Below are 25235 nucleotides of genomic sequence, written 5' to 3' on the forward strand. Positions count from 1 at the left end.
GCATAAGTGTTTATTCCAGCGAAAACTAAAAGAAGAAAAAAAGCAAACCTGGAATAAATACGCCTTGTCAATCTCCTACATGCCATCCACAATTTAATAACCGCTTATACCGGTAATGTATCTATTTTTCTGTTACACTGACCTCGTTGCCCTTTTTATCGAAGCGCAACCTGCTCATCACCCTGAGCATGTCCAGTACCTGTTCGCCCGAAAGCTCTCTTGAGAAGCTCATGCTGAAGCGATACTGGATCATTTGTCCGGGATCATAGACCAGATGAAGTCTGTAAATAGTTTGCAATATAACAGATAATTCATTTAATGATACATTGTTGAGGTAAATTGTGCTGTTATTTTTCCACTCATTTACTTCTTCGGGTAGGTATTTGCCTTTTTCAAAGGTGTGGAAGCGGCAGGAATAAGAGAGTCTTTCGCCGGGAAGCAGTATGCTCAGGCCCTTTTTATTTTCTTCTACCTGGACACGGCCGGTGATCACGCTTACTTTGATATGCTGGGTATTTTTTCTTACATCGACCACAAATGAGGTGCCGAGCACCTTTACAGACAGGGCCTGTGGCGTGGTGACGGTAAAGGGCGCTTTTTCATTATGACGTACGGAGAAATAGGCAAGGCCATCGAGCGCAACGCTGCGGGAGCCTTTGGGAAAATGTTCGGGAAAACGAAGCGTGCTGCCGCCGGCCAGCCATACTACTGAGCTGTCGGGAAGGGTAACCGGTAGTTTTTGTATCCCGGCGGGTGCGGTAATGGTCAGGAGCTGCGGCGCCGGTTCGCGGGAGAGGAAATAGTAGGCCAGCACAGAAACGCAGAGCAATGCTGCCGCAGCGATACCTACAGTCCAGCGGTTTTTGCGGCGTAGCGGCTGAACCGTAGCGGGTATAGCTGCCGGCGTTTCCCTGCCCTCTTTGATCGTCCGGAAGATCGCATCGCGCATGCCGGTCCTGATGTCTTCTTTCTCCTCTTCCGAAGTAAAGGTAAGTTCATTAATGGCCGGTACTTCGTCGAACCATTGGGACAACATTGCTTCTTCGGCCGGGGTAGCGGTGCCCTGCCGGTGTTTTTCAATAAGCTGAAGCAACTGTTGTTTGTTTGTTATACTAGTCATGATTGTTGTTAAGGGCACGATAACCCTTTATTTAGGTGTTGGCCGTATTGCATTAAAGACAGTGCGGCGCACACGGGGTACTATATTAATATTTTGCCAAAAAAAGAGACGACAGCGAAGAACAGCGATAACAGACGGTAATGCTCCAGCCCGCCGCGGATCTTTTTTAGTGCGTTACCTAATTGATTTTTAACGGTTTGTTCCGATAAGGACAGCTGGTCGGCCACCTGGGCGATCGACATGCCCTGCTCTTTGTTTAGCAGATAGATCTCCTTCATACGGGGAGGCAGCTTGCCGATCTCTTCCTGGTAAAGCCTTCTCAGCTCCCGTTCATTGTTCAGGTCTTCTGAGTGGGTTTCCTTTTCGATAGCGCTCCTGGCTGCATCATAATGTTTCCGTTTGGTATTGACCGACCGGATATGATTCAGCACACGGTTCCTCACGGCTACTTTCAGGTAGCCCTCGGCGGTTTCCCGGATGTCGATCTTATCCCTTTTGTCCCAAAGGTCGATAAACAGTTCCTGGACGATATCCTTCGCCGTTTCCTGCTCGAGCAGGTGCCAGTAGCAAAGCGTGTAGAACTTTTCCCAGTACCGGTTATACAAGGCTTCGAATGCCATCGCGTTGTCCTGCCGTACAAGCGCCCAGAGTTCGATATCAGAATATGAATTCAATAGTGACGGTAAAATATTGGTTTAGAGATCGGGCCCTTGCTGTTTCGCATGCTGGACACAGCTCAGGCAAGGCGGTACTATGTTTGCCCTGTTAATTTATAGTACAGGCAAGTTTTTGCTAATGTAGATAAAATTATGAATAACTATAGTACTCCTTTTTTCTCTTTGTGTCTCCTTTGATTGAACCCCGGCTCCCCGGTTTTTGCTTATGAAAAAATGCCACCTGCCCCTTATCCTTGCGCTTTTATTATTGCCTGGCCTGGTATCCAGAAGCGTTGCACAATTGCTGCCGCCCAACCAGCCGGAGCAGGATGCCTGCAATGCGCTGGTGCTCTGCGGCAGCTCCTTTACCTCACCTTACAGCTACCAGGGTGTAGGCGCTATAAATAATCTCGGCACGACACCCTGCGGATCGGGAGAGGCCAATTCAGTCTGGCTGAAGCTTACCGTCAGCACTTCGGGTACCCTGGTCTTTACCATTACTCCCATATCGCCCCAGGACGATTACGACTTTGCCGTGCTGAACATCAGCAATACGACCTGCAGCAACCTGAGTTCGGCCAACGTAGTACGCTGCAATTTCAACAACAACCAGCCGGGAAGCAATGTGAACGGCGTCATCGGGCTTAATACAACCTCTACCGTGCAAACCGTTGCCGGTGGCACTTTCGGCAGCTCCTTCTGCCAGCAGCTTAATGTAACAGCGGGGCAGGTGTTCCTGATCCTGATCAACAACTTCGGCAATTATGCCCTCGGCGGACCGTCTTCAGGGTTTACTATCAATTTCGCAGGCTCCACGGCTACATTCAATGCGCCGCCGCCACCGCAGCTGCAGAGCATCCTGACACCGGTGTGCAATTATAAAAACGAGATCACGATACAGCTGAGCTCGGAAGTGAAATGCAGCTCTATCGCCGCCAACGGCAGCGACTTTTACCTGAGCCCTTCCGGTACCATCGTCTCTGCCCAGGGGATCAACTGTTCCGGCCCGTCCGGCTATACCGATAAAGTAAAGCTTACCTTTTCGCCGGCGCTTCTGCCCGGTAGTTATACGGTTCATGCGCAGCAGGGCACCGATGGCAATACTTTGCTCGATCTGTGCAACAACCCGCTCGTTCTGCCTGCCCAGCTGAACTTTACAGTAAAGGAGCTCGCCAAAACCGTGACCATGACGCGTTGCTCGGGCCAGATGCCCTTTACCTGGAACGGTATCAATGTAACGACCGGAGGGCCTGCAGCAGCTGTAGCGCACCACACCACCTCTTTCGGCTGCGATTCGGTTACCACACTTAACCTCACGGTGAGCCCTTCGGTGACGGCCACCGTAAGCGGCAGCGTGTGCAGCAACCAATTGCCCTATATCTGGAACGGCATCAGCGTTGCCACAGGAGGCCCGGCTGCAGCAACATTTAACAGCACCAGCACCGGTGGCTGCGATTCGGTAACAACGCTCAACCTTACGGTTAAGCCCGTTTATACCGGCACACAAACGATCCATATCTGCAGCAGCCAGCTACCCTATACCTGGAATGGTGTCGTAGTGCCCGCCGGCGGCACGGCCGTGGCTACTTATACCGGTACGCAGGCCAATGGCTGTGATTCTACTGTAACCCTCAACCTCGTGGTGCATCCGCCTTACAGCGGTACAGTCAATGTAACCATCTGTGCCAGCCAGCTGCCGTATACCTGGAACGGTATCGTAGTGCCTGCAGGAGGGACCTCGACAGCTGTTTATCATGGCACAACAACCTTCGGCTGCGACTCGGCAGTAAGCCTGAACCTTACCGTTAATCCCCTGTACAGCGGCACGGCCGATGTAACGATCTGCAGCAACCAGCTGCCTTATGTATGGAATGGTATTACCGTTGCTGCGGGAGGTACAGCGGTAGCCGTCTATCATGGCAGCACGGCGCTGGGCTGCGACTCGGCGGTGAGCCTGAACCTTACGGTAAAGCCGGTAAGCGCGGTTACTGTCAGCCGTACGGTATGCAGCAATCACCTGCCTTATGCCTGGAATGGTATTAATGTCGCCACAGGTGGTCCGGCAGCAGCTACCTATACCGTTACCGGCAGCAATGGCTGCGATTCCGTAACGACGCTCAATCTTACCGTGACGCCCGTAGTGCAGCATACGGAAAACCTGACCAAATGTGCGGCAGACATGCCTTTTACCTGGAACGGCATTACGGTAACGGCCGGCGGCACCGCTGTGGCCACATTCACCGGCACTTCTGCGGCTCAGTGCGACAGCCTTGTTCAGCTTAACCTGGTGGTGCAGCAGCCCGCGGCGGCGACATTTGCTGCGCAGGGCTGCAGTCAGGCTATATTTGAAGGGCATACCTACACGACCAGCCAGGTGCTGCACGACACTTTGCATTATACTACGGGTTGCGACAGCCTGTACCGCACGATCAATATTACGGTTTATCCCACCAACCCGGTAACGGTCAACCGGGATACTGCCGCCTGCGGTCAGCTGGTGTTCAACGGAGTAACCTATACCGCCAGCACTACGGTAACACAGACCTTCCAGAACGTGCACGGTTGCGACAGCTTGTACCTGGTTACGGCCATTACTATTCATTCCAACACACCGGGTAGCCTGGTGATCGATACGGCGGCTTGCGATGAAGTGATTTTTGAAGGCAGGACTTATACTGAAGAGACTACCCTGACCCGGATGTTCACCAACCGCTTCGGTTGTGACAGCCTGTTGCGTACGGTCAATGTAAGGCCGCAGCATTTCCGGTTGGCGCTGGCCGTCGATCCGCAGGCTATTGTTAATGGTGAGTATGTGCAGCTGAGCACATCAGGCAATGCCAGCTACCATCCGTATGCCTGGTATCCATCGGCTTACTTTCCCGATCAGCAGGCGCTGAACCAGAGGGCGAAGCCGCAGCATGATGAAACATTTATGGTGGTGGCCGTTTCCGATCTGGGCTGCAAGGATTCCGCGCAGATAAAGGTGACCGTCGATACACTGGTGCCCGATGCCTTTATGCCCAATGCTTTCAGCCCTAATGGCGATGGGCTCAACGATCGCTTTCTTCCCGGCTTCTTTAACCAGAGAGGCTATTCGGTCAAGATCTTCCGGATCTATAACCGTTGGGGGCAGGAAGTCTACGACGGATCGGGCAAGAATAACCAGGGCTGGGACGGCACCTACTATAACCAGGGTAAGCCGGCCGACGGCGGTACTTATTATTATGTATTGAAAGTAGTCTTCCTGAATGGAAAAGAAAAGATGATGAAAGGTGATGTACAATTGATCAGATAAGATATCCCGGCAGGTACTGGCCGGGAAGCAGGCAGGAATAAAGAATAACAGGCAGGAAAGTTGACCAGTTCCCGGGCCGGCGCATGCTGGTCCGGGGACTTTTTTGTCCCGGGCAGAACGGAGCGATCACTGGCCAGGGCCAGCTTCAGACGACGATGCCGTTCTTTACGGCGTACATCACCAGGCCGGCCGTATTACGTACTCCTATTTTTTCCAATAAGGCGGAGCGGATACCTTCGACCGTGCGGGGGCTCAGGAATACTTTCCGGCCGATCTCCGAAGCCGTCAGCTCCTGGCAGATGAGCTGCAGCACCTGGGTTTCCCTTTCGTTGAGCCGTATCTCCTGCCGGAAGCGCGGCGGCTCTTTCTTCTGCTGGACCACTTTGCGCAGCAGGGTGGTGTTGACAAGGTCGTTGAAATAATACTCATTCTCGCACACCGAATGGATCGCCGTTTTGATCTCCTGCGGTTCCGCGTTCTTCAGCAGGTAGCCGTTGGCTCCCGCTTCCATCATGTGCAGGATGAAATGCTCTTCTTCAAACATTGTGAGCACAACCACCTTAAGCACAGGATACTGTTCCCTGAGCTGTTTGAGTGTTTCCATGCCGTCCATCTCAGGCATTTTCAGATCAAGCAGCACCACATCGGCTTTGCGGGATTGCACCAGGGCCAGTAGTTCCAGCCCGTTACCGGCTTCTCCGGCACACTTGAGCTTATGGTCGTCGGCCAGGGTCATTTTAAGGCCTTGCCTGAAGATCTTGTGGTCGTCAGCTATAATGTAAGATATGATCGCCATGGTTACAGGTGATTAAAAAACCTCCTTTATAGGTGCTTGGATAGTAATCGTAAACAAACTTACGGATACTTGCTCAAAATAAACAGAAGCGTCTATGCTTTTTAGCCTCGTGACGATATTTTTCAGACCGATCGCACCTTTTTTGTAGAGCAGCTCGTCGAACAGGTGCTGGGTGATGCCGGTGCCGTCGTGGCTGACGACAAGCGTGACCTGGCCGGGAACGGCAGTGCTTTCGATTGTCAGCGACCGGGGATGGGCATGTTTCAGGATGTTGTGCGTGAGCTCCTGTACTACGCGGTAGAGCGACAGCTCGGTATTCTCAGGCAAGCGGGGAAGCCTGGCCAGGGAGATGTAAGCGGCATGCACGCTATCGGATTGCCCGATCATGTCGGCCAGCGCCTGCAGCGATACTTCCAGGCCGAGGTAGTACAAGGTGGATGGCTGTAGCTTGTGGGCGATATTGCGGATCTTTTGAAGGCTTTCGTCGAGGAGCGCTTTGGATTGCTGTATCAGCGGTGTGTCGGTCATTTTCAGCGCGGCAGTAGACAGGTAAAGCTTGACGGAAGCCAGGGTAGGGGCAATATCATCATGCAGCTCGGCGGCAATGCGCATGCGTTCCTGCTCTTCGCTCCGGATGGAGGCGTTCAGCAGCTCCTGCTGCTTCTCCCGGTTGATCCGCTCGATCTCTATCTGCGATTGAATGACGCGGCGCTGGTAGAGGATCACGAATAAAATAACGCCCATAGCCATGAGTAGCATGGCCGATACTCCGAGAATCACAATGCCGGCGGTCTTCAAGCGTCTTCTTTTTTAGATAAAGCTATAGCTAATAATATGTTTTTCAAAATGTTCAGAGAAAGAAAAAGGGTATTCCAAAGCTGGATCAAAGTAGCTTTATCCGCAGCAGTTTTGATATGAATAGTCAGCAAAAAAAGAAAGAAAGCTCCGGAAGAATAGATGAGGATCGCAATGTTGGACCAGAAGAAGGAAGATTGCTCGAGGAAGAGGATTTTTTGCTGCCGGAGGATTGTGAAAAACCCCCATATACTAAGGCCAATGTATTCGATCAGGAAAACGCTTATCCCTAGCCGGTTCAGCCGAAACCAACCGGTATCAAAAGTAGTAAGTGTAATGAAAAAGGATAAACTGATACCCAGCCAAAAATAAAACAAGGTACCCTTAGGGAATACCTTGTTTTTATAGAACAGAAAGATAAGACAGCACTCACAGAGTGCAAACAAATTGCTCGTAATTGCTACCTCTGCCTGAAAGCATCGCCTGACAACGGGAACCAGTCCCTCATTAAGAATACTGCATACCGCGTACCACCATAAAAAATTATTGCGGCGCCTCAAGCCGGCAATGATGGGAAGCAGTGGGGAAAGGATCGATAGGAGCAGTAGCATTCAACGCGTTAATTGATGTTTATTCTTGTGACAAATACTCCAGCAATGCTTTTATGAGATGTTTTGTAGGTGGATCCTGGCTATAGTTGTAATAGGCAGTTTGGCCTGTTGGAAGCATAAACTTAAACAGGATGACTTCCTGCCAGGTGGTAAATGGATTAGTTGATTTTCCGATAGAAAAAAAGAATTCACTCACCGTAGGATACTCCCTGAATATTGCCTTGAACAAAGATAGAGAAAAGTAATGTTGGTTAGCCGGAGCAGAAGCTTGTTGGACAGCTGTAAACGTGATTTTAGTATTGTCAGCTGGATCTGTAATCTCTATTTGGTCGTCAACTTCGACAACGTATTCATTACACGGCTTATACCTTCCTTCAAACATGATCTGGGCTTCGATTTCGCCTCTTGTTATTCGTTTGAATTGGATTTGTTGAATAGCGGTGGCGACTCCTTTAAACCTGAACAGAATCATTTTTTCAAAAGCACTTTGAGATATGGGATGTCTCTCATAAAGCAAGAAATCTTCATAGTCTCTTTGTTCGCAATCTGCAATAGTCAATGCTTTATTCCATATTGGGGCAAAAGCATCAAGAGCATCAATTTCGAAATTGAGTTGGTCTGCCATAAAAAGTAGTGTTTAAATTTTAACGGAATAAAAATAGGGTAATCAAAGCTTCTTGCAATAGAGATGAGATGTGGCGTAAAAAAATCCAAATGTTGATTTGGGCTAAAATCAACGTTTTATAATACTGCGATTGAGAAAATCCCGTATATCTATTTGAATTTTTCCGTATTTCTACGGTCTTAAGTGTGAGGATTCCCTTGTGTCACTTTCCGTTTTTCTACGTGTGGTTCAATTGCCCTCGTCGTTTTATTTTTGTTAGTAGCTAAGTAGCTTTACTAAGCGATTCGCAATTATCATGGCCCTCATCCAAGTCGGATCTATCAACAGCTTTGCCGTAGCCCCTGCAGCAAAAGTGGCTGCTGCAGCAGCCCCGCCTGAGAAGCGTACGCAGCTTCTTCGAGCTGAAGGCAATGCCTCTGTACTGATCCTTAACCGTTATTAACGAAAAGCAGGGTCTACGTTGTTCTACTGAAATTGCACCGGGTATTCTTTTTTATCCGGGAATTTCTATTATTTTACCCTAACCGCATCGCCCTGATGCGCACCATAATACCAACACTATGCCCCAGGTCAAAATGAATGTCTCCGACTTCAGCGATTCGGTAACACCGCTGCTGGAATTCCTCCGGCGTAAATTTCCCCAGGGACTGGGAATTTCAGATATCGTCGACAACCCCGATATCACAGAGCAGGTGCTTAAAGACAAAGGCGTTGCCGATACCGCACCCCGGCGCTATGTCGACCTGGTGCTCGAAGGAGGAGGAGTGCATGGCATTGCCCTGGCCGGCTATACTTATATCCTGGAGAAGATGGGTAATTCCTTTATGAGCACTGCCGGCACCAGCGCAGGGGCCATCAACAGCATGCTGCTGCATTGCGTCTATACCAAGAGGGAGGCTGTGATCCTGGACCAGGACCCGGCCAAATATTACGAGACACGGTCGGAAAAGCTGCTGGAATACCTGTCCAATAAAGACCTGTCCGAGCTGGTGGATGGGCATAGATGGTGGCGCAGCCTTATTCTCAACGCCTTTACCGGCAAAGTACGGTTTTCCAACCTGAAGAAATACTTCAAAAAATTCCGTTTCTACGCAGTGCTGTTTGTTGTTAACCTGCTGTTGCTCCTGCTGTTCATGGCAGGAAATACTTTCCTGGAAGGCACGCAGTGCTTATCGCATACGATCAGCAGGTGGGGCGCTATTGTTTCCGGTATCCTGCTGTTTGCCGCAATTTGCTTCATTACTGCCCAGCTGCTCAGGGGCCGCATGCTGTATCTCTTCGCCGAAAGGCTGGGCATCAATCCGGGCGATGATTTCGAAGGCTGGGTGTCGCGCTGTATGGCCGACAATGGTATTCAAAGCGTGACCGACCTGAAAAATAAGCTGGATAAGGAAGGCAAGCGGCTGCACTATCGCTATGATAAATGCAGCAAAGCTGGTCCTGATTATGCAGCGCAAGAGGACCAGCCATTGACCCGCTCGACCGCTGTAAGCGATACCTTGCAGGATAAGATCGAAGATCCCCGGTACAGTATCTCCGCCGTGAAGGAAGAGCTGAAGAACCGCGTGGAAGGTACTGTCCGTCTGAGGTCGGCAGCCCCTGCGCCGGAGAAAGCCTCGGCGCCGGAGCCGATGCAGGCGGTGCTGAGAAGCCTGGAACGGCGTGTGGAAAATTTCTATCATGAACAGCCGGTCAAGCAGCTGGTGATTGTGGCAGCCGACATTACCAACGAGACAAAAGTGGAGTTCCCCGCGATGCACCCTATGTACTGGGGCTCGGATTACTCCATTTCTCCCGCGCAGTATGTACGGGCGTCCATGTCGATCCCCTTTTTCTTTAAGCCGCTTAAAGTATCCTTTGCCGCTTCCCAGCTGAAGCTGATCCAGGAAGAATGGTACAAGCGCATGGGCGTACGGAAGCAGTTTACAGAGGAGAATAACTATTCCCTGTTTGTTGACGGCGGCCTCATCTCCAATTTTCCTGTAAATGTTTTCTACAATCCCGAAATACCCGTGCCGGCCAAACCTACGATAGGTGTCAAGCTTGAGTACGAGGACGATGGTGTGTACAAAAGCATCCGCTCAGAGCTGGGGCTGGTAGGTTCTATGGTATCTACCATGCGCTATTTCTATGACAGGGACTTTATCAACAAGCACAACATCTACCGCAAAACGGTGCGCAGTATCGATACCGGCAATATCAACTGGCTTAACTTCAACCTTAGCTCCCGGGAAAAGATCGAGCTGTTTTTCCGTGGCGCGCTTACGGCCACTATCTTTCTCAGCCGGCATTGCATGACCGGGCAGGAAGAGCAGGAGCTGCTGAGCTATGGCAAATCGGTGAAAGGAACGGAAGGTGTCTTCTCAATCTACGAAGGACAGGAAATGGTTTTTCATACCGAAGACTTTTCGCTGGACAATATCACCTTCGAATGGGAGCAGTACAAGTTCGATCGCATGCTGGCCGACGACTTCTTCAAGCAAAATCCCACCGAGCTATTGAAGAAGGATGCTGCGCTCGTTGACCCTAAAATCCAAAAGCCATGAAAGCCGAACAATGGTGTCTCGACCTGGTATGCGCCGATCCTATGCTGCGCTGGCTGATCCTTTTCCTGGCCGCAGGCACGGTGTTCTGGTACACCATGCTGCATATTCTTTCAAAAGGTTTCCTGGTGCCACCGACAGCTGCTGCGCCCGAAGGGAAGCGCTTCTTGGTTTTCCGGCTGCAGCTGCCCTTTTCCCACAAGGCTTTCCGCCAATTCCTGGAACAGCTCCCTGACCGGACGGTCAAGCTGTTGAGATGGTCACTTTGGATCGACTTTGTTTTTATGGCATTCGTCTATCCCTTGCTGGCGCTAGTCGCCTGGTACCTGCTGCGGCACAGGGCTGGGGGCTGGGGATGGCAAGCCGCTGTGCTCTGCGCGGCCACCTGGCTGCCTTTCGTGGCCTGGGGCCTGGATATCCTGGAAAATATCCTCTCCTTTGCCTGCCTGAAGCAGCTCAGCCCGTTTAAGTCCAGGTTATTGCTGCTGACAGCTTTGCTGAAATGGGTGGCGGTGCTTGCTGTTGTCACAGGTCTGCTCTCCGCCGGTCTGAGTGGTTGCTGCTAAAGTTCAGGGGACGTGGCAGCTGCAAAGATCAGGGCGCGGCGGTATGCTTGAGGCTGATGAAAGTGCGGCCCGGGATGCCCTTGCGGAATCGGCTATGATGCCAATTTTTTATGAAATATTTTTTTTCTGTAAGAATACAATCTCTGAACTTTCATTAGGTTTGTAAGAGAAATAGCAAACCCTATGAAGACGATTCACCTTGCTAACGAGCCGCGCAGCGCGAAAAGCCCTGCGGGGCTTGCGCTCCTTCTTTCGTTTTTCCTTCTTTCCTGCTTTTCTTCCTGCAGCAACCGCAACGAAGTGCAGGTGGTGGACAAGAACTTTGACGTTGAGGTAGAACAGCAGCAAAACCTGGTGTTCCGTTTCAACAAGGACCTGTACCCCGATAGCCTGCTCAACCGCTGGGACACGACGAAGTACATCGAGTTTGAGCCCAAAGTAGCAGGCTCGTTCCGGTGGAACAGCTCCAGCGAATTGGTATTTTCGCCGGCCAGTGGCTTCCGTCCTGGCGTGGAGTATAAGGCAATGCTGACGCGGCATATCCTCAGCAAGGGGAAAAAAGAATACCGTTTTTCTAAAAGCCAGGTGCTGAGCTTCCACACGGCGCCGATGAAGGTACAGCAGGCGCATACCTCCTGGATGCGCGGAAGGGAATCGGGTAATGTGATGGTACAGCTCGACCTGGAATTCAATTACGAGACCAATATCACAGAAGCGGCGGCAAAGCTTAAGCTGAGCGCCAACGGCAACCCGGTAAGCTATAATGTCGTGAACAGCGGTATAGGCAAAACCTTATCGGTACAGCTGCTGCCGCTCAACGACAAGGATGAGGAAGTAAAGCTGGATATAACCCTGGCCAAAGGCGTACCCATAGCGAACAGCAAGGTCAGCTCCATTGCCGATACCAGCTTCAGCACATCCATTGCCTCGCGCTTTACCCTGGCCGTAACCGACGTGCAGGCGCAGCATACCGGTGTGGAGGGCATTGTGAACATCAGCCTGTCGCAGCCGGTAGCCGAAGAAGGCCTTAAGGACAAGATCAAAATCGAGCCCGCCGTAGCCTTTGATGTAACCGCCAATGAAAGCGGCTTCATCCTGACCAGCGGCGAATTTGACCCTAAGAAGACCTACCAGGTAACGCTGAGCACCGCGCTGGAAGGCACTTTCGGCGGCAAGCTGAAAGAGGAAACCACTAAAGAGGTCATGTTCGGCGAGCTGGACCCCGCCATTAATTTTATCAACAGCAAAGGCCTTTACCTGTCTTCGAAAGGCTATCGCAACCTGGCGCTGAACATTGTGAACGTACCCAAGGTTGAGGTAACGGTGGTCAAAGTATATGAGAACAATATGCTGCAGCTGTTCCGTGGCGGCTCCAGCTATGGCTATTCCTACGATGAAGACGATGACTATCACAACTATGAATATTACAACACCCAGAACCTCGGCGATACCGTATTTACCACCAGCTACGATGTTTCCAAATTGCCTAAGAATAATGCCGCGCACCTGCTGCATCTCGACTTCAGCGATAAGCTCAAAGGATACAACGGCGTCTATGTGATCACGATCGCCTCTTCGGAGCAGAAATGGCTGCAGCAGAGCAAAATCCTTTCCCTATCTGACATCGGGCTTATCCTCAAGCAGGAGCAAGACAAGATGTACGTTTTCGCCAATTCGATACGGAATGCCTCACCGCTGAAAAATGTAAAGGTCTCTTTCATCTCTACTACCAACCAGCAGGTGTACAGCACCGAGACCAATGGTGATGGCGAAGCGGTATTTGAGAACATCAAAGAAAAGGCGCCGGGCTTCAATGTCGGTATGGTAACGGCGAAGATGGGAGAGGAATACAGCTTTATCTGGCTCGATCAGAGCAGGGTGGAAACCTCCCGCTTCGATGTGGGGGGCAGGAGCACGAATGCTACAGGGCTGAATGCCTGGATCTATGCCGAACGCAGCCTCTACCGGCCCGGAGAGACCATTCATGCCAGCGCTATCGTAAGGGATGAAAGCTGGGGACAGCCGGGCGAAATGCCGGTAAAGCTGCGTCTCCTGATGCCCAATGGTAAAGAGTTTGCTACCCGGAGAAAGATACTGGATGAGCAGGGCAGCACCGAAACCGATTTTGCCATACCGCATACGGCGCTTACCGGTACTTATGTACTGCAGGCTTTTACGGGCAACGATGTGCTGCTGGCTACCTACAATTTCAGCATTGAAGATTTTATGCCCGACCGCATCAAAAGCGATCTGAAACTGAATAAGGAAGATTATGGGGTGGGCGAAGAGGTATCTGCTTCTCTGCAGGCCGATAACCTGTTCGGCACACCTGCAGCCGGCCGCAATTATGAATGGGAGCTGAACCTGGACAAGGTAGCCTTTGAACCTAAAGGCTATGAGGACTACAGCTTCGATGTGGTGAAGAAGTTCAGCTTCAGTACCGTGTTCCGTTCCGGGAAGACCGACGCCTCCGGTCATGTTTCGGAAGCCGTTACGCTGGATAAGGATCTTTCGGAGACCGGCTTGCTGCAAGGCAATATACGCGCTACCGTATTCGATGAGACCGGGCGACCGGTGCATCGCTATGCCCGTTTCCAGGTCTACACCCAGCCGGTCTTTGCCGGTATCCGCAATTTCAATTCCTATGTAGGCACCCGCGTGCCGCTGAAGATAGGCCTGATCGCGCTGGATCGCAGCGGCCGTCCGCAGGCGCAGCAGCTTACCGTTTCGGTGATCCGCAGGGAGTGGCAGAACGTGATCCAGGAGAACGGCGGGAAATATAAATATGTAGCCCAGTGGACGGAAAAAGTGCTGCAGACGCAGCAGGTAAATTGCTCGGGCAGCAATACGGTATTCTCCTATGTGCCCGATGTGAGCGGCCAGTACGAAGTAAGAGTGGCCATAGCCGGCAGCAGCAGCTATGTGGCGCAATCTTTCTATGCCTATGGTCACGGCGATACGCAATATGCTTCCTTCGAGGTCAACAACGAGGGTAATGTAACGATCAAGGCCGATAAGGAAAGCTATGCTCCCGGCGATGCCGTCAACCTGCTCTTCACCACACCTTTTGAAGGAAGGATGCTGGTCAGCATCGAACGCGATAAGGTGATCGAGCACGTGTTCCTGCAGACCGAAAATAAATCGGCTTCGCTTAAGCTCAAAGCTACGGATGCCTATTTACCCAATGTCTATGTATCGGCAACCCTGTTCCGCCCGATGGATGCCAGCGATATGCCGCTTACCGTGGCGCATGGTTTCCGGAACATCAAGGTAGAAGCCAGGCAGAATAAGCTGCCCGTCGCGGTTTCCCTTACGGAGAAATCGCGTTCGAAGACGAAGCAGGTGATCACGGTGAAAACCGTTCCCAATGCCTTCGTGACGATCGCGGCAGTAGACGAAGGCATCCTGCAGGTGAAGAACTATAAAACACCCGATCCTTACGGCTATTTCTACCAGAAGGTAGCCCTGGCGGTGAACAGCTTCGATATCTATCCTTTGCTGCTGCCCGAATATAAGGCAACCTTATCCAGCACGGGTGGCGATGGCGGCGACGATGGCCAGAACGCCCGTGTGAATCCCCTGTTCGTGAACCGGGTGAAGAATGTTTCTTTCTGGAGCGGCATCCGGAAAGCGGATGGTAGCGGCACCGTACGCTACGAGATTGATGTGCCGCAGTTCTCCGGCGATATAAGGGTCATGGCCGTCGCCTATAAGGACAAAGGCTTCGGCAGCTTCGACAATCATATGAAAGTGGCCGATCCTATTGTGATCAGCAGCGCCTTGCCCCGTTTCCTGAGCCCGAAAGATGTAGTAGTGATGCCGGTAACGATGAGCAATACGACCACAAAAGATGCGCGTGCCGAGGTAACGGTTACCGTGAAAGGTCCGTTGGGCGTATCCGGCAGCAGCAGCCAGTCGGTCGATATCAAGCCCAACAGCGAAGGCCGCGCCGTATTCAATATTGTCGCAGCAGCGCAGATCGGCGCCGGTACAGTAACGGTTACCGTAAAGGCTCTGAACGAAACCTTTACCAATGAAACGGAAATAGCCGTTCGTCCGGCAGCATCGCTGCAAAAGCAATACCAGAGCGGCACTGTAGCAGCAGGCGCTACTGTGGCCATCCCGCTCAACGCCAATTTCCTTCCGGGCACCCTTTCCGGCAGCCTACTGGTAGCGACATCGCCCCTGGCGCAGTTTACGAAGAACCTGTCTTACCTGGTCAACTATCCCTATGGCTGTGTAGAACAAACAACCTCCTCCGCTTTTCCACAGCTGTACTATACCGACCTGGTCAAGGCCTTGGGCGCCAAAGACGATAGCGATCAGAGTCCGAACTACAATGTGCAGCAGGCCATATGGAAGCTGCAATCCATGCAGCTGCCCAACGGTGCGCTCAGCTACTGGCCCGGCGGCAATTACGAGAGCTGGTGGGGTAGCGTTTATGCGGCGCACTTCCTGCTGGAAGCGCAGAGGGCGGGCTTTGACGTGAATGCCAATACCCTCAGCCGTTTGCTGGAATATGTCAAATTCCGGCTGAAGAAAAAGGAAATGATCGAATACTATTTCAACGGCAAGGAAAGAAAGAGCATTGCCGCCAAGGAAATTCCTTATTCGCTCTACGTGCTGGCCCTGGCCCGCCAGCCGCAGCAAAGCACCATGAATTATTATAAAGGCAACCTGTCTATGCTGAGCCTGGACGGCCGTTACCTGCTTTCCGCCGCTTATGCCCTGGCCGGCATGAAGGACCAGGCCCGGCAGGTAGTGCCGCCTGCCTTCACCGGGGAGAAAGCCAATACGGTTTTCGGGGGCAGCTTCTATTCCTATACCCGCGACCGTGCGCTGGCCCTGAATGCCTTGCTGGACGTGGATCCGGCCAACCCGCAGGTGGCCGAGCTGGCGCGCCAGCTCTCCGAAGAGCTGCGCAACAATATTTATCTCAATACACAGGAAAGTGTCTTCAGCCTGCTGGCGCTGGGCAAGATCGCCCGCCGGAGCGCCGGCACCGATGCGGAGGCGCAGGTGCTGGCCGGAGGTAAAAATATTGGCACGACAAAAGGCACGCCCTTAAAGATCGATCTAAAGCCTTATTTCAACCAGCCGATGCAGCTTAAGGTTACCGGCAAAGGACAGTATTACTTCTTCCGCGAGCTGGCGGGCATTACCGCCGACGGCAGCATAACAGAAGAAGACAAGTATATGAAAGTGCGCCGGAGCTATTACCACCGTGAAGGCAAGCCGATTGCAGGTACTACTTTCCGGCAGAATGATCTTATCGTGGTGAAGCTGGTGATCGCAGCAGAATACAGCGGGGAGATCGAGAACGTGGTCATCACCGATATGCTGCCGGCAGGCCTGGAGATCGAGAATACCCGGCTCAATGCCATGCCCAATATGAAATGGATTACTGAAGCCAAAGACAAAGATGAGCCCGATTACATGGATGTGCGCGACGACCGTCTGAACCTCTTTACCTCGGTCAACAGTACACCAAAGACTTTCTATTACATGGTACGCGCCGTATCGCCCGGTACATACCAGCTGGGTCCCGTACAGGCTGATGCCATGTACAACGGCATGTACCATTCCTATAACGGCGCCGGTGTGGTGAAGATCACGGAATAGCCATATTGATGATGCAGGCAAGCGACACAGGGTTATGCCAGCGGGCCTGCTGCAAACATACCAGCAGGCTTATCCCTTACCTGCTCTGAAAAGACAGCAGCATCCCTCTATTGGAAAAGCTGTTTGACCTCCTTCTTCAGCAGCTTGCCCATGGCATTACGGGGCAGCGAGTCCGTATGTAGAAAATGCCGTGGTATTTTGTAGGGTGCGAGGCGTTCTTTCAGCCAGTCTTTTAGCAAGGCCGTGTCGGCATCGCCGGTAATGGCTGCTGCAATGGTCTCGCCCCATTCTTCGCTGGGCAGCGCTACTACAGCGCATTCCTTTACACCGGGGTGTTCCAGCAAAGCGTTTTCTATCTCCAGCGCCGAGATCTTGTAGCCTCCCGATTTGATGATATCGCTGGAGCTGCGGCCGAGTATGCGGTAGGTTCCTTCCTCATCGCGCTCTGCAATATCACCGGTACGGAACCAGTCGCCGTCAAATGATTTTGCCGTCTCTTCCGGCCGGTTCCAATAACGCCGGAACACGGTGTCGCCTTTTACCTGCAGTTCGCCCGGGCTGCGCGGCGCTTCGATGATTCTGTTCTGCTCGTCCGTCAGCCTTACTGCAACATAGGGCAGGGGAGTGCCTACATAGCCTGGTTTCCGTATGCCGTTCAGCGGATTGGAAAGCGCCATACCGATCTCGGTCATACCGTAACGCTCAAGCAAAGTATGGCCGCTGATCTGCCGCCATTGTTCCAGCACGGTTACCGGTAGCGCCGCAGAGCCGCTCACCATCAGCCGCATGCTGCGCATACCCGCCTGCCAGGCTTCCTGCGTGCGGGCATCGAGCTGTTGAAAATGCTGGATCAGCTTATGATAGATGGTCGGTACCGCCATGAATAAAGTCAGCTCGCCCGATGTCATTCTTTCCGCCACATACGCCGGATCGAAAGCCGGCTGCATTTCCAGCATCGCCCCGTTATACAAGGCACAGCAGGTAATGTTGACCACGCCATGTACATGATGCATGGGCAGCACATTGAGTATGCGATCGCTGCTATGCCAGGCCCAGGCTTCCGAGAGCGAACGTAGCTGCGTATCCAATTGCAGGTGGCTGATCACTACACCCTTGGGCTTTCCGGTGGTGCCGCTGGTATAGATCATCATGGCGTCGTCCGTTTGTCTCACTTCCGGGAGGCTGATGGCGGCAGGGCCATCCAGCTCTGTCAATGCGATGGTAACAGAAGGATCTGCGCAGGCCTCCTGCGCTTTCTCTGCAAATGATGTTTCATAAAGGAAAAGCCTGGCGCCCGTGTCCTGTACCAGATAAGCGATCTCCTCTGCAGGGTGCGCGGTATGCACCGGTATAGCAATGCCTCCGGCCAGCCAGATGCCCCATTGCGTCGCCACATAGGAAAAGCCTGAAGGCACCAGGAACAATACGGGACCGGGGAAAGGGCCGTTACGATGTACAATGGCCGCAGCGATCCGCCGGGCCTCCAGCAGTAGCTGCGCATAGCTATAGCTTCCAGTGTTGTCCGTTATGGCAATACGGCTTCCGCGGCCTTTGCTTTTCTCAATAATGGATATCATATGTTGCAGCAGCCGGCGCTTTGAAAGCCTTGCCCCGCCACAAAGATAGCGCATAGCTTATCCGTTTGTTAAACATGTACATATGGTTATTTTAACCTATAACCTTAACCTGCGATTAACAGGCCTAAATAGCCCCCCGGTATAACTTTGTAGACAACAAAAAATAAAAACAACATCTGTTATGAAAAAGACTTTCCTTGCCGTTGCAGTCGTTACGCTTGCCGCCACCGGTGCTTTTGCACAGGGTAAAAAATTGCAGCCGGTAAAAGCTACTGCTACTGAGAAGGCTGCCGTTGCTACTCAGCCTGCTGCTGTTGCTGCTACTCCGGCCGAGCCTACCACCACGATTAAATTTAAAACAGAAACACACGATTTCGGTACTTTACAGGAAGGCGATCCTGCTGAAGCTGAATTTGTGTTTACCAATACCGGCAGCAAGCCCCTGATCATCCAGAACGTTCAGCCCGGTTGCGGTTGTACTACGCCTTTCTGGTCTAAAGATCCTGTAGCGCCCGGCAAAACCGGCGTGATCAAAGCTGCTTACGGTACCAAAGGTCGCGTGGGTGCTTTCAACAAGAACATCACCGTTACCTCTACTGCCGGTACCAATGTGATCTACATCAAAGGCACTGTGGAAAAAGCGCCCGAAGGCTCCGTTCCCCAGAACAGCTCTATGATGAAGACCAACTAAGATCATTTCAACAGGCATGAGGTCCTGAAAGAATAGCTCAACACCGGGAATACAGGGCCGCTATGCCTTCCCGGTGTTGGGTTTTTTTAACCCCAAATCGAACGGACGAATGAAAAGAATACTGACTGCCTTTATGCTGGTTGCCGCTTCTACTGTGGCTGTGTATGCGCAAAAAGGCGCTAAGTTTGAGTTTAAAGATAAGAACGACACTTACGACTTCGGCACGGTAAAAGAAGGGGAGAAAGTCGTGCACGTATTTGAATTCAAGAACAGTGGCGACCAGCCCTTGCAGATACTGAAGATAGATGCCGGTTGCGGCTGCACTACACCCGAATGGCCCAAAACGCCGATCATGCCCGGCAAAAGCAGCTCGATCAAAGTCACCTTCAATACGGCCGGTAAAGTAGGCCCGGCCTATAAGGATGTCACCATCAAGTCCAATGCCGTGCTTGACGACAAATCCAAAGAGCGCTATACGCTTATCCTGAAGGGAAGCGTCGTCGCCAAATAAGACTTTATTCAAAAAACAGAACGCTCCGGGGATCCCTCCGGAGCGTTCTTGCTGGGTATGGCAATGGAGGCAACACGCCTGTCGGAATGCAATAGCGGTCTGAACGGCGAAAGATTTTTTCTCGCAACGCCGCAACGAATGCTGCTTTTCCCACGAACACAACATGCCGGTCGGATAGTGGTAGCAGGCTGATGACGAAGACTCAGCTTTTCCGCTTCAGCAGGAATACGCTCAATGTCAGGATATCCTCCTATCTTTGCGCTCAAATTCAAAATCTCCACATTTCATGAGCTTTATTACTGACGTTTATGCCCGCCAGATACTCGATTCGCGTGGCAATCCCACTGTAGAAGTAGATATTTATACCGACAACGGCGCTTTCGGCCGTGCAGCTGTGCCTTCCGGCGCATCAACGGGCGTTCACGAAGCGGTAGAGCTGCGCGACGGCGACAAAAAGAAATTTCTGGGCAAAGGGGTATTGAAGGCAGTAAAAAATGTAAATGAAACCATCGCTGAGGAGCTGTATGGTCTTAATGTAATGGACCAGGCTGGTATCGACAAGATGCTGCTGGCCCTCGACGGCACTCCCAATAAGTCGAAGCTGGGCGCCAACGCCATGCTGGCCGTAAGTATGGCCGTAGCCAAAGCTGCGGCTGAAGAAGCCGGTATGCCCCTGTACCGCTATATCGGTGGTACCAACGCCAAGACGCTGCCCGTGCCGATGATGAATATCCTGAATGGCGGTGCGCATGCAGATAACAAGATCGATTTCCAGGAATTCATGGTAATGCCTGTTGGCGCCGCTACCTTCACCGAAGGCCTGCGCTGGGGTGTGGAGATCTTCCATACGCTCAAGACTGTATTGAAAGAAAAAGGCTACAGCACCAATGTAGGTGACGAAGGTGGCTTTGCCCCCGATATCCAGAGCAACGAAGAAGCTATTGAAACGGTGCTGAAAGCGATTGAGAAAGCAGGCTTCAAGCCCGGCGACCAGGTAGCGATCGCTATGGATGCCGCCAACAGTGAGCTGTTCGATGCCAAAAGCAAAAAGTACATTTTCCATAAATCCGATGGCAAGAAGCTGAGCAGTGAAGAGCTGGTAGAATATTGGGTAAAATGGTGCAAGAAATACCCGATCGTGAGCATCGAAGACGGTATGGCGGAAGACGACTGGAAAGGCTGGAAAATGCTGACCGAAGCCCTGGGCAATAAAGTGCAGCTGGTGGGCGACGACTTGTTTGTGACCAATGTGCTGCGCCTCGAAAAAGGCCTGAAGGAAAATGTAGCCAATGGCCTGCTGGTAAAAGTAAACCAGATCGGAACTCTTACGGAGACGATCGATGCCGTGAGCATGGCACAATACCACCAGTACAATACGATCATGAGCCACCGTAGCGGTGAAACTGAAGATACCACGATCGCCGACCTGGCCGTGGCGCTTAACTGCGGCCAGATCAAGACCGGCTCCGCTTCCCGCAGCGACCGTATGGCCAAGTACAACCAGCTGATCCGTATCGAGGAAGAGCTGGGCAGCCTGGCTTATTATCCCGGCAGGAAGCTGAAATTCGGAAAATAAGCTCCCGGAAAATAATTGAACGAGGCTGACCTTCCAGGCAGCCTCGTTTGTCTAATATCCTATTTTTTACAGCATGAACAGAATATCGATCTGCTGCCTCATGGCTTTGCTGTTTAGTCTTGGTCATACAACCCTGTGGGGACAGCGGGAAAACAATATAGAATTTAATCTTTGGTATGCCAAGCCGGGCGATACCTTCAGGGTCTATGGCAAAACAGCCAATGTCCGCGCACAGCCCGGTAAAATGGAGACCATTACCGATTCCCTTCCCTGCGGTACACTTGTGGTGGTCCGGGAACAGGCGGGCCATATGGAGCAGCTGAAAGGTATTTACGCCCCCTGGGTCAGGATCCGTTACGGCGCCGGTAAAGAAGGATATATCTGGCTGGGCATGCTGGCCCTGGGCAGCCGTACCGATAAGGCGCAGCAGACTTTCCTGTACGGATTGGACTGGATCAGTCCTTCCCGGGCAAAAGATGACGACTACCAGCCTGCCATCTGGCATGTAAAGGCCAAAGCGCTTGATCCCGCGCTGCAGCTGCTGGATGAAAAGGAATTTGTGGTCAAGGCGCTGGAGACCTCGGTGACCGAAGCGAAGCTATTGGGCGACATGGGGCTGGAAGGGACCAGCGATATCTGGCGTATTCAGTTTGGCGGCGAAGCCTGCGGCATTCCTACCGATTACTTTTATTTCGGCTGGACGGGCCGCCAGCTCTTAGCCCTGCCCGGTAAATCGGAAGTGGGCGATGCCGGCGTCTTCTATCATTCCGAGACCCTGCTCTTTCCCAAAGAGCCCGGCGGGCAGCCCGGCCGTATCATCCGCCTGGCGGAAGAAGGCGAAGCTGACGAAGAAAAAACGGACCCCAACGGAGAAACCGTCTTCAAAGTCAAAAAGACCCGGGAAGTCTATGCCTGGGATGGGCACCAGGCAAAGAAGCTGTAATTTCCCGCAATTTTTCCCTGCAATGCGCTACAGTGCTGTGCTGCAATTCAACCTGCCATAAAGGCGCCAAGGCGCGGTAAGGCAAAGTATCCCGCAGCGGTGCGGTGGCGCAGAGAGAAAATAGGAAAGTACTTTCCTATTCTATATAAAAAAGATTCCGCGCCGCGCCGCCGCCGCGAGTATTCATTACCGTTGCGTATCAGGGGTGCCCGGTTGGTAATGAAGCTGTGGCAGTGGTTCCGCTGCACCGCCCTGCAGGCGCCTGGCAGTATCTTCATCACCGGAAGCGCGCGCCGCTGCAGCCAGGCGTTGCAGCAACGCATGATCCCGCTGCAGATCGTAAGCCATGCTTTCCTGTCGTTCGCTATCCATATTGTTGATCCAGACCATGTCCTGCCGAAGCTGGGTAGCCAGCAATAAGGCCAGCTGTGCGGCTTTCGTCCTGGCCCCTGCACGATAGTAAGCTTCGGCCATGAAAACGGAAAGCTCGTCGTGAGGGTAGGCTGCCGCAGTGATGTTGTGTTCCATCTTGTCCAGCAGCTTTATTGCGTCTTCTCTGCGATTCATGGCCGTGAGCCTTTCGGCCAGCTCCACACTGTTGATGCGGTAGGCCATCAGCATTACCCGGTTCTTTTCATCAAAATAAACATCATTCCTTTCTGCGCCGCCGTAACGGTACAGGGAGCTGAAGCAATACAGGCTTTTCTCCACATCGATATTGCTGACTTGCCGCGCCGTAGCATTGTAATCGGCGGCTGTAAAGGGCGCCAGGCGATACACGATGCCTTCCATGCGCAGGTAAGGCATAAGGCCCAGCACGTCCTCCTTATTGGGATAGCTGCCGTTGAAGTAGACAGGCCGCTTCCAGCCCGCGTGTGCATTGGCCGCCAGGATATTCATGACCGCCAGCTCTTTCTTTTGTACACCATTACCACTGATGCTGAAATAAAGCCGGTCGCTGCTGCCGGGCAATACCGGGGGGACCTGTTTTGTACCGGGTGGCAGCGGAAGGGAAAAGTTCTTGGAAGGCAGGTAGCTCGTCGGCGCTCCGGTCTGGTTGCGGAGCTTGTTCTCCGGCTTGCCGATAAAGCTGCAGACTTCGTAGAGATCGAAAAAGCGTTCTTCGGGCAGCTGCGGGTGACGATAGTAGGGTATATAGTTGCCGGCATCGCCCATATAGTCTTCCCGCCGCCATACCATGGGCAGCGCATCGGCTTCGTTCAGCTTGTACCTCAGCTGGTCGATATACCAGTCGGCATTGAGCAGCTCCATGATCACTACCCGCACATCGGGGCGCACCCCTTCCACTTCCTGCAGGTACCATAGCGGATAAGTATCATTATCGCCCTGTGTGAACAGGATGGCGTTGGGGGCGCAGGACAGTAAAGTATTGCGGGCGGTAGCTTGCGCCAGGCTTTTGCCCGACCGGTTATGATCGTCCCATTCTTCGTTCAGCATCAGCAGAGGAACGGTCAGCAGGCAAAGCGTAAAGGCCAGGGGAAGGCTGAACCGCGGCAGCGCTTTGCCGGTAAGCTGCGCCAGGGCCAGGGTACCCATGCCGATCCAGATAGCGAAGGCATAGGTGCAGCCGGCAAAAGCATAGTCCCGTTCCCTGGGCTGCAGGGGCGACATGTTAAGATAGAGGGCAATGGCGATACCAGTAAAGAAGAACAAAAGAAGCACAATGAAAGCATCTTTGCCCTGCCGGCGAAAGTGCCATATCATGCCGGCGAGGCCCAGCAGCAAAGGCAGGCAATAGAGCTCATTGCGGGCAGCGTTATGCTTCCAGGGATCGCTCATCAGGTCTATATTACCGGTGCGCGGGTAATCGAGGAAAGGAATGCCGCTGATCCAGTTGCCGTTGCGTGCCTCTCCTTGACCCTCGGCATCGTTTTGCCGCCCGGCATAGTTCCACATAAAATAACGCCACCACATCCAGTTCATCTGGTAGCCGAAGAAAAAAGATAGATTGTCTTTTGCTGTGGGCGCTTCTTCCTTGTCCAGCCCCAGGTAACGGCGGTAAAAAGCCTGGTGCCCCGGCTCGAAATTATCCCATATCCTGGGAAAGAACCGTTGTGTACCTTCTTCGTAGGTATAGGTATTGCGGGCGCCGGCCGGTACATAACGGTGTCCCTGCGCATCCTGCTGTGCATAATAAAAAGGCTTTCCTTCTTTTACCCCCGTAACAGGGCTGTCGAAGTCCTGGCCGTAGAGCAGTGGCGGATGCACGTACTGCTCCCGCTGCACATAAGGTACCAGGCTGATAACGTTGTCCGGATTATTCACATCCACAGGCGTATTGGCTGAAGAACGGATAATGGGTACGATATAGGAGGAGAAGCCGATGAGGATAAAGACAAGGCAGAGTACGGCTATATGCAGCAGGTACCAGCCCTTCTTCCGGAAATAAAACAGGGCCGCGACCAAAGCGGCTGTGAGCAGCAGGACGAAGAAAAGCGCACCCGAATGAAAAGGCAGGCCCAGGCTGTTGACAAAGAAAAGCTCGCAGGAAGATGCTAAGATCGGCAGGTACTGGATCACGCCGAACTGAACGATGCCCAGCAGCAGGCATCCGCCCGCCAGGGCCAGCAGCAGGCCCCGGCGGCTGGTCTTTTTCCGGCGGAAATACCAGACCATTGCAATAGCGGGTATTGTAAGCAGGTTGAGCAGGTGCACGCCAATGGAAATGCCTACCAGGTAGGCGATCAGCAACAGCCAGCGATCGGCATGCGGCTCGTCGGCGATCGCTTCCCATTTCAGCGCCGCCCAGAATACCAGCGCGGTAAAGAAAGATGAGGTGGCATACACTTCCGCCTCCACAGCAGAGAACCAGAAGGTGTCGGAGAAGGTATAGGCGAGCGCGCCGATGATCCCGGCGGCCAGGATCATCGGCGTCTGCCTGCGGTCCGGCGTCGCCGCAGGACTAATGATCTTGCGGCAGAGGCGGGTAATGCTCCAGAACAGGAAAAGGATGGTAAGGGCGCTGGCGAGCACCGAAAGCGTATTGATAGCAAAGGCAGCGCGGGTGGAGGGCTTTCCCAGCCAGGCTTCCGGCCCGGCCAGCAGGGCAAACAGCCGCTGCAGCAGCATGAACAGGGGCGCGCCCGGCGAATGTCCCACTTCGAGCTTATAAGCACAGGCCAGGAACTCGCCGCAATCCCAGAAGCTGGCAGTACGTTCCATCGAACGGAAATAAATAACAAAAGCCAGCAGGGCGAGCAGCCAGCCAGTAAGGTTGTTGTATTTGCGGTAAGTCATAGCATCGGATTGACAGGAGCAAAGCTAGGCGCAGACCCCAGGGGACAGGG

General features: G+C 52.7%; 17 protein-coding genes. 9 read left to right on the forward strand and 8 right to left on the reverse strand.

The window, feature by feature from the left end; all coding sequences use genetic code 11:
- Positions 1-121: 121 nt before the first annotated feature.
- Together DZC79_RS03535 and DZC79_RS03540 are read right to left on the reverse strand one after the other, a co-directional pair.
- Positions 122-1120 (reverse strand): FecR family protein, encoded by a 999-nt coding sequence (locus tag DZC79_RS03535; RefSeq protein ID WP_118950177.1) that lies wholly within the window; start codon positions 1118-1120, stop codon positions 122-124.
- A gap of 80 nt (positions 1121-1200) precedes the next feature.
- Complete coding sequence (locus DZC79_RS03540; RefSeq protein WP_118950178.1) at positions 1201-1794, reverse strand: RNA polymerase sigma-70 factor; 594 nt, start codon at positions 1792-1794, stop codon at positions 1201-1203.
- A gap of 208 nt (positions 1795-2002) precedes the next feature.
- Between DZC79_RS03540 and DZC79_RS03545 the strand changes: the two genes are divergently transcribed.
- Positions 2003-5071, forward strand: coding sequence for a gliding motility-associated C-terminal domain-containing protein (locus tag DZC79_RS03545; protein ID WP_118950179.1), 3069 nt, complete (start codon positions 2003-2005; stop codon positions 5069-5071).
- A gap of 145 nt (positions 5072-5216) precedes the next feature.
- Here the strand turns inward: DZC79_RS03545 and DZC79_RS03550 are convergent, their stop codons facing one another.
- The 4 genes from DZC79_RS03550 to DZC79_RS03565 are packed head-to-tail and all read right to left on the reverse strand — an operon-like array spanning position 5217 to position 7898.
- A complete protein-coding gene (locus DZC79_RS03550; RefSeq protein ID WP_118950180.1) occupies positions 5217-5867 on the reverse strand; it encodes a response regulator transcription factor in 651 nt (216 codons plus the stop codon).
- Between the two features lie 12 nt (positions 5868-5879).
- Positions 5880-6665 carry a sensor histidine kinase gene (locus tag DZC79_RS03555; protein ID WP_118950181.1) on the reverse strand — a complete coding sequence of 262 codons (786 nt, stop codon included), beginning with the start codon at positions 6663-6665 and terminating at the stop codon, positions 5880-5882.
- On the reverse strand, positions 6662-7273 hold the full coding sequence (locus DZC79_RS03560; RefSeq protein ID WP_118950182.1) for a hypothetical protein: 612 nt from the start codon (positions 7271-7273) through the stop codon (positions 6662-6664). Before DZC79_RS03560 ends, DZC79_RS03555 begins: the two co-directional genes overlap by 4 nt.
- Before the next feature lie 19 nt (positions 7274-7292).
- Positions 7293-7898 carry a hypothetical protein gene (locus DZC79_RS03565; protein WP_118950183.1) on the reverse strand — a complete coding sequence of 202 codons (606 nt, stop codon included), beginning with the start codon at positions 7896-7898 and terminating at the stop codon, positions 7293-7295.
- A 295-nt stretch (positions 7899-8193) separates the two neighbouring features.
- Between DZC79_RS03565 and DZC79_RS21070 the strand changes: the two genes are divergently transcribed.
- From DZC79_RS21070 to DZC79_RS03580, 4 genes are all read left to right on the forward strand, one after another.
- Entirely contained in the window at positions 8194-8340 is a 147-nt protein-coding gene (locus tag DZC79_RS21070; RefSeq protein WP_157976892.1) for a hypothetical protein, read from the forward strand.
- 118 nt (positions 8341-8458) lie between these two features.
- Positions 8459-10444 (forward strand): patatin-like phospholipase family protein, encoded by a 1986-nt coding sequence (locus DZC79_RS21075; protein ID WP_157976893.1) that lies wholly within the window; start codon positions 8459-8461, stop codon positions 10442-10444.
- Complete coding sequence (locus DZC79_RS03575) at positions 10441-11007, forward strand: hypothetical protein (RefSeq protein WP_118950184.1); 567 nt, start codon at positions 10441-10443, stop codon at positions 11005-11007. The genes DZC79_RS21075 and DZC79_RS03575 overlap by 4 nt, the downstream gene beginning before the upstream one ends.
- 183 nt (positions 11008-11190) lie before the next feature.
- Positions 11191-16629, forward strand: a complete 5439-nt coding sequence (locus DZC79_RS03580; RefSeq protein WP_118950185.1) for an alpha-2-macroglobulin family protein — start codon at positions 11191-11193, stop codon at positions 16627-16629.
- Positions 16630-16736: 107 nt separating this feature from the next.
- Here DZC79_RS03580 and DZC79_RS03585 read toward each other — a convergent pair whose 3' ends face one another.
- Entirely contained in the window at positions 16737-18260 is a 1524-nt protein-coding gene (locus DZC79_RS03585) for an acyl-CoA synthetase (protein ID WP_198666757.1), read from the reverse strand.
- Positions 18261-18387: 127 nt separating this feature from the next.
- On the opposite strand from DZC79_RS03585, the gene DZC79_RS03590 reads away from it, so the two are divergent.
- From DZC79_RS03590 to DZC79_RS03605, 4 genes are all read left to right on the forward strand, one after another.
- Positions 18388-18897 (forward strand): DUF1573 domain-containing protein, encoded by a 510-nt coding sequence (locus DZC79_RS03590; RefSeq protein WP_118950187.1) that lies wholly within the window; start codon positions 18388-18390, stop codon positions 18895-18897.
- 109 nt (positions 18898-19006) lie between these two features.
- Positions 19007-19408, forward strand: coding sequence for a DUF1573 domain-containing protein (locus DZC79_RS03595; RefSeq protein WP_118950188.1), 402 nt, complete (start codon positions 19007-19009; stop codon positions 19406-19408).
- 286 nt (positions 19409-19694) lie between these two features.
- Positions 19695-20984: a phosphopyruvate hydratase gene (gene eno, locus DZC79_RS03600; protein WP_118950189.1), complete on the forward strand. Its 1290-nt coding sequence runs from the start codon at positions 19695-19697 to the stop codon at positions 20982-20984.
- A gap of 73 nt (positions 20985-21057) precedes the next feature.
- Complete coding sequence (locus DZC79_RS03605) at positions 21058-21927, forward strand: SH3 domain-containing protein (RefSeq protein WP_157976894.1); 870 nt, start codon at positions 21058-21060, stop codon at positions 21925-21927.
- A 186-nt stretch (positions 21928-22113) separates the two neighbouring features.
- Here the strand turns inward: DZC79_RS03605 and DZC79_RS03610 are convergent, their stop codons facing one another.
- Positions 22114-25185: a glycosyltransferase family 117 protein gene (locus DZC79_RS03610; RefSeq protein ID WP_118950191.1), complete on the reverse strand. Its 3072-nt coding sequence runs from the start codon at positions 25183-25185 to the stop codon at positions 22114-22116.
- Positions 25186-25235: the final 50 nt, after the last annotated feature.

It is taken from the genome of Taibaiella helva (genome assembly GCF_003545695.1).
GTDB lineage: Bacteria > Bacteroidota > Bacteroidia > Chitinophagales > Chitinophagaceae > Taibaiella > Taibaiella helva.

Excerpts from the sequence above, each read along its gene's own strand:
- DZC79_RS03560 (WP_118950182.1), bottom strand. The coding sequence starts at position 7,273 with ATGCTACTGCTCCTATCGATCCTTTCCCCACTGCTTCCCATCATTGCC.
- DZC79_RS03580 (WP_118950185.1), top strand. The coding sequence starts at position 11,191 with ATGAAGACGATTCACCTTGCTAACGAGCCGCGCAGCGCGAAAAGCCCT.
- DZC79_RS21070 (WP_157976892.1), top strand. The coding sequence starts at position 8,194 with ATGGCCCTCATCCAAGTCGGATCTATCAACAGCTTTGCCGTAGCCCCT.
- DZC79_RS03605 (WP_157976894.1), top strand. The coding sequence starts at position 21,058 with ATGAACAGAATATCGATCTGCTGCCTCATGGCTTTGCTGTTTAGTCTT.
- DZC79_RS03535 (WP_118950177.1), bottom strand. The coding sequence starts at position 1,120 with ATGACTAGTATAACAAACAAACAACAGTTGCTTCAGCTTATTGAAAAA.
- DZC79_RS03575 (WP_118950184.1), top strand. The coding sequence starts at position 10,441 with ATGAAAGCCGAACAATGGTGTCTCGACCTGGTATGCGCCGATCCTATG.
- DZC79_RS03595 (WP_118950188.1), top strand. The coding sequence starts at position 19,007 with ATGAAAAGAATACTGACTGCCTTTATGCTGGTTGCCGCTTCTACTGTG.
- DZC79_RS03610 (WP_118950191.1), bottom strand. The coding sequence starts at position 25,185 with ATGACTTACCGCAAATACAACAACCTTACTGGCTGGCTGCTCGCCCTG.
- DZC79_RS21075 (WP_157976893.1), top strand. The coding sequence starts at position 8,459 with ATGCCCCAGGTCAAAATGAATGTCTCCGACTTCAGCGATTCGGTAACA.
- DZC79_RS03590 (WP_118950187.1), top strand. The coding sequence starts at position 18,388 with ATGAAAAAGACTTTCCTTGCCGTTGCAGTCGTTACGCTTGCCGCCACC.
- DZC79_RS03585 (WP_198666757.1), bottom strand. The coding sequence starts at position 18,260 with ATGCGCTATCTTTGTGGCGGGGCAAGGCTTTCAAAGCGCCGGCTGCTG.
- DZC79_RS03550 (WP_118950180.1), bottom strand. The coding sequence starts at position 5,867 with ATGGCGATCATATCTTACATTATAGCTGACGACCACAAGATCTTCAGG.
- eno (WP_118950189.1), top strand. The coding sequence starts at position 19,695 with ATGAGCTTTATTACTGACGTTTATGCCCGCCAGATACTCGATTCGCGT.
- DZC79_RS03545 (WP_118950179.1), top strand. The coding sequence starts at position 2,003 with ATGAAAAAATGCCACCTGCCCCTTATCCTTGCGCTTTTATTATTGCCT.
- DZC79_RS03565 (WP_118950183.1), bottom strand. The coding sequence starts at position 7,898 with ATGGCAGACCAACTCAATTTCGAAATTGATGCTCTTGATGCTTTTGCC.